The following is a 9,039-nucleotide window of genomic DNA, read 5'->3' on the forward strand; positions in this document are numbered from 1 at the left end:
AGAAGTCGCCCCGTAAAGTCGCAATAACTAAGCGAAAGCCCGCGACCGGATCAATTGACGGGCGGTTCCGCACAGTCGTTCCTGATAAAGCGGCGGCGTCGAGAAGCCAGAGGCTTGGGGTGGCGAATTGATGGGTGACGAGTCGATTCGGCCGGTGGTCACCGGCGGTCCGGACGCGATCGCCGTCGTCGGCATGGCCTGCCGCCTGCCCGGAGCCGCCGATCCCGGGGCGTTCTGGAAGCTGCTCCGCGAAGGCGTGGACGCGGTCACCGAGGCGCCGGAGGACCGGTGGCCGGAGGCGACGGAGTACCGCCGCGGCGGCTTCCTCCAGGACGTCCACGGCTTCGACGCGGCGTTCTTCGGCATCTCCCCGAACGAGGCCGCGGCGATGGACCCGCACCAGCGGCTGGTGCTCGAACTCGCCTGGGAGTCCCTGGAAAGCTCCCGCACCGCCCCCGGCGGGCTGCGCGGCAGCGCGGCCGGGGTGTTCCTGGGCGCCATCTCGAACGACCACGCCGCGTTGCTGGCGCGGGCCGGCGCCCAGCCGGGCAGGCATGCCTACACCGGGGCGAACCGCGCCATGATCGCCAACCGGGTCTCCTACTTCCTCGGCCTGCGCGGCCCCAGCCTCACCCTCGACGCGGGGCAGTCGTCCTCGCTGGTCGCGGTGCACCTGGCGTGCGAGAGCCTGCGCCGCGGCGAGACCGCGCTCGCCCTGGCCGGCGGCGTCAACCTCAACCTGAGCGGCGAGACCACCGACGCCATCGGCAGCTTCGGCGCGCTGTCGCCGGACGGCCGCTGCCACGTCTTCGACAGCCGCGCCAACGGGTACGTGCGCGGCGAGGGCGGGGCCGTGGTCGTGCTGAAGCGGCTGGCCGACGCGCTGGCCGAAGGCGACACCGTACACGCCGTGATCCTCGGCGGGGCCGTCAACAACGACGGCGGCGGCGAGGGGCTGACCGTGCCCAGCCGGCGGGCGCAGGAGGAGGCCATCAGGCTGGCCTGCGCGCACGCCGGCGTGGCGCCGGGCGACGTGGGCTACGTCGAGCTGCACGGCACCGGCACCAGGGTGGGCGACCCGGTGGAGGCCGCGGCTCTCGGGGCGGCGTACGGGACGGCCCGGCAGGACGGCGACCCGCTGCCCGTCGGCTCGGTCAAGACCAACATCGGCCACCTGGAGGGCGCGGCGGGCATCGCCGGGCTGCTCAAGGTGGTGCTCGCCATCAAGCACCGCGAGCTGCCCGCCAGCCTGCACTTCGCGTCGCCGCCGCCGGAGATCCCGCTGACGGATCTGCGCCTGCGCGTGGTACGCGAGACCGTCCCCTGGGCCGCGGGCGGGCGGCTGGTGGCGGGCGTCAGCTCCTTCGGCATGGGCGGCACCAACTGCCACCTCCTGCTCGCCGAACCACCCCCGCGCTCCCCCGAACCGGAGGACCTCGCCCGGACCCGCCCCGAAGATCTTGACCTGCGGCGGTCCGGGGACTCCCCTGCCCCCGGAGCCCGCGCGGGCGGGGACGCCGGGTGGCCGTGGGTGGTCTCCGCGCGGTCACCGGAGGCGTTGCGCGCGGCGGCGGGCCGGCTCGCGGAGGTCGCGGCGGAGCCCGGCGCCGAGCCGGACGGGATCGCGGCCGGCCTGCTGAGGAGCCGCACCGCTTTCGAGCACCGCGCGGTGGTGCTGGGCGCGGACCGGGAGGCCAGGCTGTCCGGGCTGCGGGCGCTGGCCGGCGGCCTGCCGCACGACGACGTCGTGCTCGGCGCGGCGACGGGCGGGCGGCGCGTCTTCGTCTTCCCCGGCCAGGGGTCGCAGTGGCCGGGGATGGCCCGCGAACTGCTGGCCGCGTCGCCGGTGTTCGCCGCCCGCGTCGCCGAGTGCGCGGACGCGCTCGCGCCGCACACGGACTTCTCCCTGGTCGACGTGCTCGGCGAGCGGCCCGGCGCCCCCGGACTCGACCGGGTGGACGTGGTCCAGCCCGCGCTGTGGGCGGTCATGGTCGCGCTCGCCGAGGTGTGGCGCTCCCACGGCGTCGAGCCGGACCTGGTCGTCGGCCACTCCCAGGGCGAGATCGCCGCCGCCACCGTCATCGGCGCGCTCAGCCTGCCCGACGCGGCGCGGGTCGTGGCGCTGCGCAGCCGCGCCATCGCCGGCATCGCGGGCCGGGGCGGCATGCTGTCGGTCGCGGCGCCCCTCGACGTGGTCGAGCGGGCGATCGGCCCGCTGGCGGTGTCCGTGGCGGCGGTCAACGGGCCGCGCGCGGTGGTCGTCGCCGGGCCGCGCGAGCTGCTCGACGAGCTGGCCGGTCGGCTCACCGACCACCGCACCAAGGCCATCCCGGTCGACTACGCCTCCCACACCGCCGAGGTGGAGCAGGTACGCGACGAGGTGCTGGCCGCGCTGGCCCCGATCCGCCCGGTGAGCGCCGCGACGGCGTTCGTCTCCACGCTCACCGGCGAGCCGATGGACACCTCGGGGCTCGACGCCGGCTACTGGTACCGCAGCCTGCGCAACCCGGTCCGGTTCGCCCAGGCCGTGCGGGTGGCGATCGGGGAACGCTGCGACCTCTTCGTGGAGTGCAGCCCGCATCCGGTCCTCGCCACGGCGGTGGAGGAGACGGCGGAGGACGCCGGGGGCGAGGCCGTGGTGATCGGCACACTGCGCCGCGGCGAGGGCGGGGCCGGCCGCGTGCTGCGCTCGCTCGCCCGGGCGTACGCGGCGGGCGCCCCGGTCGAGTGGCCCGCCGTGCGCGAGACGCCGCGCTCCTGCCTCGCGGACCTTCCCACGTACCCCTTCCAGCGCCGGTCGTACGGGCCCGCCACCCCGGACGCTCACCGACCGTCACACCTCCCCGGCGATCGCGTGCCCGGCCGAGAGCCGGACGTGGTGCGTGATGGCGACGGCGGGACGCCGGACGCGGTGTCGCGCGAGGAGCGGGAGGTGCGGTCCGCGCGGAGTTCGGCTGAGGTGCGGGAGCTGGTTCTGGAGACCGCTGCCCGGCTGCTCGGCCATGATGACGCGGCCGCGCTGGAGCCTGCCCGGACGTTCAAGGACCTGGGCTTCGAGTCGGCGACCTCGCTCGAACTGCGCGACCGGCTGCGCGCCGCGACCGGGTTGAAGCTCCCGACCGGGCTGCTGTTCGACCATCCGACGCCCGCCCGCCTCGCCGACCATCTGTACGCCCTGCTCACCGCCTCGGCGCCGGACACGCCGGTCGTACGGCCGCGACCGAGGCAGGCGGAAGCCGACGACCCGATCGCGGTGATCGGGATGGGCTGCCGCTACCCCGGTGGGGTGGCCTCGCCGGAGGACCTGTGGCGGCTCGCCGGCACCGGCCAGGACGCGATCGGCGAGTTCCCCGCCAACCGGGGCTGGGACCTGGACGCGCTCTTCGCCACCGGCCCCGACCGCTCGGGCACCAGCGACACCAGGTACGGCGGTTTCCTGTACGACGCCGACCGGTTCGACGCGGCCTTCTTCGGCATCAGCCCGCGCGAGGCGGCGGCCATGGACCCGCAGCAGCGGCTCCTCCTGGAGATCTGCTGGGAGAGCATCGAGCGGGCCGGGATCGACCCCGCCGACCTCCGCGGCTCGGCCACCGCCGTGTTCATGGGCGCGATGGCCCCCGAGTACGGCCCCCGGCTGCACCGGACCGCCGGCCTCGCCGACGGCCACCTGCTGACCGGCACCGCGCTCAGCGTCGTCTCCGGCCGCATCGCCTACACCTTCGGCCTGGAGGGCCCGGCCCTCACCACCGACACCGCCTGCTCGTCCTCGCTGGTCTCGGTCGTCCTGGCCGTGCAGGCGCTGCGGCGGGGTGAGTGCGCGATGGCGCTGGCGGGCGGCGCGACCGTGATGTCCAGCCCCGGGATGTTCGTCGAGTTCAGCAGGCAGGGCGGGCTGGCCGCCGACGGGCGCTGCAAGGCGTTCTCGGCCGCGGCCGACGGCACCGGATGGGCCGAGGGCGCGGGCGTTCTCCTGCTGGAGCGCCTCTCCGACGCGCGCCGCCTGGGCCACCCGGTCCGCGCCCTGATCCGCGGCGGCGCCGTGAACCAGGACGGCGCCTCCAACGGGTTGACCGCGCCGAGCGGCCCGGCGCAGGAGCGGGTGATCCGTCAGGCGCTGGCCGACGCGATGCTCGACGCCCGCGATGTGGATGTGGTGGAGGCGCACGGCACCGGCACGACGTTGGGCGACCCGATCGAGGCGCAGGCGTTGCTGGCCACGTACGGGCGTGGCCGTCCGGCTGAGCGGCCGGTGTGGCTGGGGTCGCTGAAGTCGAACATCGGTCACACCCAGGCGGCTGCCGGGGTGGCCGGTGTGATCAAGATGGTGAAAGCGCTGGAGCACCGTACGCTCCCGCCGACCTTGCACGCTGACGAGCCGACGCCGCACGTGGACTGGGAGTCCGGCGGCGTGCGGTTGCTGACCGAAGCGGTGGAACTGCCCGGCGAGCATCCCTTGCGGGCCGGCGTCTCCTCGTTCGGGGTCAGCGGTACGAACGCGCACGTGATTGTGGAGGGCGCGCCGGCGACGCCATCTGGCGGTCCGCTGGTACGCGTGCCGGAAGTCGGTGATGGTCCGCCGGAGCCCGTGTCGGCGGCCGGTGACGGTCCGCTGGCGCAGGCGTTCGCGGCCGGTAACGGTCCGCTGGTGTGGCCGGTGTCGGCGAGGTCGGCGGAGTCGTTGCGGGCGCAGGCTGCGCGGTTGCTCGCGTACGGGGAAGGCGTCGCTGATCGGGACCTGCCAGGCGCGGGCCGGGCGCTGGCCCGGCGCGCGAGCTTCGAGCACCGTGCCGTGATCGTGGCGGGGGATCGGCGGGAGTTGCTGGCGGGGCTGGCCGCGCTGGCGGAAGGCGGGTCCAGTGCCGCGGTGGTGAGCGGGGTGGCGGCTTCGGGGGTCCGGCCGGTGTTCGTGTTCCCCGGCCAGGGTTCGCAGTGGGCGGGCATGGCCGTGGAACTCCTGGATGACGACGAGACGTTCAGGGCCGTCCTGCTCCGCTGCGAGGAGGCGCTGCGCCCGCACATCGGCTGGTCGGTCGTGGACGTGCTGCGCGGTGCTCCCGGCGCGCCCGCGCTGGAGGGGTCGGACGTGATCCAGCCGGTGCTGTTCGCGGTCATGGTCTCCCTGGCGGAGGTCTGGCGCTCCCTCGGCGTGCGGCCGGCCGCGGTGCTCGGCCACTCCCAGGGCGAGATCACCGCCGCGTGCGTGGCGGGCGCGCTCTCGCTGGAGGACGCCGCCAAGATCGTGGCCCTGCGCAGCCGGGCGCTGACCCGGCTGGGCGACCGCGGCGGCATGCTCGCCGTGCCCGTCGACGCGGAGCGGGCCGCCCGGATGCTGGAGCCGTGGGCCGGCAGGCTCTGGCTCGCCATCCACAGCGGACCGGACAGCTCGGTGGTGGCGGGCGACGCCGACGCGCTGGAGGAGTTCACCGCCGCCCACGGCGACACCGTACGGATCCGCCGGGTCGCGATCGGCTACGCCGCCCACACCCCGCACATCGACGCCCTGCGCGACGAACTGCTGGAGACGCTCGGCGGCGTCCATCCTCGCCCGGCCGAGGTCGCGTTCTGCTCGTCGCTGGAAGGCGGCACGATCGACACGGACAGGCTGACCGCCGACTACTGGTTCACCAGCCTGCGGCGACCGGTGCTGTTCCGCCAGGCGGTGGAGTCGCTCGCCGGCTCGGGCACCCCCGTGTTCGTGGAGTGCAGCCCGCACCCGGTGCTCACCGGGCACGTCGAGGACACGCTCGCGGACGCGTCCGGCGGCGCCACAGGAACGCTGAGGCGCGGCGACGGCGGCGCGGCCCGCCTGTTCAAGTCCGCCGCCCAGGCCTGGGTGCTCGGCGTGGACGTGGACTGGCCCGCGGCGCTCGGCCCGGCGACGAGCCACGACGACGGGCTCCCGACCTACCCCTTCGAGGCCGCGAGGCACTGGCTGGACGCGGAGCCGGTCGCCGCCGGCGGCGGGCTGGCCCCGTCCCGGCACCCGCTGCTCGGAGCCGGTGTCCCGCTCGCCGCCGAGGACGGGTTCCTGCTGGCCGGGCAGCTGTCCCTGGCCACCGCGCCGTGGCTCGGCGACCACGCCGTGGAGGGTGCGGTGCTGCTGCCCGGCACCGCCTTCGTCGAGCTCGCACTGGAGGCCGCGGCCAAGGTCGGATGCGACGAGGTCGAGGACCTGACGCTGGAGGCCCCGCTGTTCCTGCCGGAGACGGGAGCCGTACAACTGCAGCTCGCGGTCGGCGGGCCGGACGAGCAGGGCCGCCGCACCGTCACCGTCCACGGCCGCACGGGCGGCGACGCCGAGGAGGGCTGGATCCGGCACGCGACCGGCCTGCTCGGCGCGGGCACCGCCCCGGCCGCCGGTCCTCTGGGCGGCACCGCCGAGGCCGCCGGTCCGCTCGCCGGCACGGCCCAGGCCGCCGGTCCGCTCGCCGGCACGGCCCAGGCTGCCGGTCGGCTCTCCGGCACCGCCCCGGCCGCGCCGATCTCGTGGCCGCCGCGGGCCGAGCCCGTGGACCTGGACGACCTGTACGGCAGGCTCGCCGAGCGCGGTTACGAGTACGGCCCCGCGTTCCAGGGGCTGCGGGCCGCCTGGCGCGCGGGCGATCACGCCTATGCCGAGGTGACCCTGCCCGAGCCGGTGAGCGGCGAGGCCGGGCGCTTCACGCTGCACCCCGCGCTGCTGGACGCCGCGCTGCACCTGGTGGTGCTGGAGTCGGCGGACGATTCCGGCCTGTTGCTGCCGTTCTCCTGGAACGGGGTCCGGGTGGTCGCGACCGGCGCGCGGACGCTGCGGGTGCGGATCGACGGGTCGGGCGACGACCGCGTCTCGCTGACGATCTTCGACGGCGCCGGGCAGTGGATCGGCGGCGTGGACACGCTGGTCCTGCGCCGGATGCCCAGGAACGCCGCCCCCGTCAGCTCCACCGGCTCCGCGGCGCACGTCGTCGAGTGGGTCGAGCCGGTCGTCGCCGGGGTGTCCGAGCTGCGCTGGGCGCTGGCCGGTTCCGACGAGCTGACCGACGAGATCGGCGCCGAGCTGGCGGCGGCCGGGATCGAGCCGCCCCGCTACTACGACCTCGCGTCACTGGCCGAGATGAGCGCGGCCGGCGTCCCCGACCTGGTCCTGGCCCCCTGCCAGGCCGACCCCGGCGACCTGCCGTACTCCGCGCACGACGCGGTGGGCCAGGCACTCGACCTCGTCCAGGGCTGGCTCGGCGACGAGCGGTTCGCCGGGTCGCGGCTGGTCTGCCTCACCCGGGGTGATGACCCGGCGAGCGCGGCGGTGCGAGGGCTGGTGCGGGCGGCCCAGAGCGAGCAGCCGGGCCGGTTCGTGCTGGCCGACGTGCCCGAGAAGTTCTCCGCCTGGGGGCTGCTGGCCGCCGCCGTGGCCGCGGGCGAGACCGAGATCGCTGGCCGCGACGACACCGTCCTCGTCCCCCGCCTGGTGCGCCGCCCGGCAGCCACCGCTCCCGCCGTCTCCGAGCCCGCTGAGGTGGCTGGTGCGGTGCTGGTGACCGGGGGGACCGGAGGGCTTGGTGCTCTGGTGGCGCGTCGGCTGGTGGCGCGGCACGGGGTGCGGGACCTGGTTCTCCTGTCGCGGCGTGGGCTTGAGGCTTCGGGCGCGGCCGGGCTGGTGGCGGAGCTGGAGGAGGCCGGCGCCCGGGTGCGGGTGGCCGCCTGTGACGTGTCCGATCACGCGCAGCTGGCGGACGTGGTGACGTCGGCTGGTCCGCTGGCCGGTGTGGTGCATGTCGCCGGGGTGCTGGACGACGGCCTGGTGGAGGGGTTGACTCCGGAGCGGGTGGCCGGGGCGCTGGGGCCGAAGGCGGACGCCGCCTGGTTCCTGCACGAGCTGACCGCGTCCTCCGAGCCGGGCTTCTTCGTGCTGTTCTCGTCGCTGGCCGGGGTGGTCGGCAACGCGGGCCAGGGCAATTACGCGGCGGCGAACGCGTTCCTGGACGGGCTGGCGGTCGCCAGGCGTGCGGCGGGGCTGCCGGCGGTGTCGGTGGCGTGGGGGCTCTGGGATGTCGAGTCCGGCATGAGCGGCGCCATGGGCGAGGCCGATCGGGCGCGGCTGGCCCGCGCGGGGATCGCCCCGCTGCCGGTGGAGGAAGGGCTGGCGTTGTTCGACGCGGTCCTGGCCGGTGACGTCGATCCGGTGGTGGTGGCGGCCCGCTGGGACATGGCGGGACTGAGGGCACGCGCGGAGAACGCGGAGCTGCCGAGTGTGCTGCGCGGCCTGGTCCGCATGCCCCGACGGGCGGCGGCCGGGGCCGAGGCCCAGCCCTCGGCGGGACCGGCAGAGCTGACCGAGCGTCTCGCCGCGCTGGGCGAGGCCGGCGCGCTGACCCACCTCACCGAACTGGTCCGCTCGCACGTCGCCGCCGTCCTCGCGTACGGCGGCGCGGACTCGATCGACGTGGACCGGGCCTTCAACGAGCTCGGCTTCGACTCCCTGACCGCCGTCGAACTCCGCAACCGGCTCACCACGGGCACCGGGCTGCGGCTGCCGTCCACGCTGGTCTTCGACCACCCCACGGTCCGCTCGCTCGCCGAGTACCTGTTCCGCACGCTGGCCCCCGAGACGCCCTCCGCCGAGGACGCCCTGCGGACGGCGGTGGACCAGGCCGAATCCGTGATGCTCGCCGCCAACGGCGAGGCGGACGCCGTACGCGACCGGCTCGTCGCCATTCTGCAGAGCGCTCTCACCAGGATCGGCGCGACCCCGGCGGACACGCTGGCCGCCGCGCCCACCAGGTCCAACGGCGCCGCGGAGGAGATCGTGTCCGCCTCCGACGAGGAGATCTTCGCCTTGATCGACAACCGAACGATGACATCTCCTCTGAGATCGCCACAGGAAGGGCTGGACCATGGCGAATGAGGACAAGCTTCGCGCCTATCTGAAGAAGGTCACCGTCGAGCTGGCGGAGACGCGTCAGCGGCTGGCTGAGGATCAGGGGCGCAGGCATGAGCCGGTGGCGATCGTGGGGATGGCGTGTCGTTTTCCGGGTGGGGTGGGTGGTCCGGAGGAGTTGTGGG

At 75.3% G+C, this 9,039-nt stretch carries 2 protein-coding genes; both read left to right on the forward strand.

The genetic code is table 11. From position 1 onward, the window contains the following. Nucleotides 1-130 precede the first annotated feature (130 nt). Complete coding sequence (locus ABD999_RS43265) at nucleotides 131-8,881, forward strand: type I polyketide synthase (protein WP_345483259.1); 8,751 nt, start codon at nucleotides 131-133, stop codon at nucleotides 8,879-8,881. Next, on the forward strand, nucleotides 8,871-9,039 hold a 169-nt coding region (locus ABD999_RS44075), incomplete at its 3' end, for a polyketide synthase docking domain-containing protein (RefSeq protein WP_219552413.1). The genes ABD999_RS43265 and ABD999_RS44075, both read left to right, overlap by 11 nt.

The sequence above is a fragment of the Nonomuraea ferruginea genome, assembly GCF_039540635.1.
Taxonomy (GTDB): Bacteria; Actinomycetota; Actinomycetes; order Streptosporangiales; family Streptosporangiaceae; genus Nonomuraea; species Nonomuraea ferruginea.

Excerpts from the sequence above, each read along its gene's own strand:
- ABD999_RS43265 (WP_345483259.1), top strand. The coding sequence starts at position 131 with ATGGGTGACGAGTCGATTCGGCCGGTGGTCACCGGCGGTCCGGACGCG.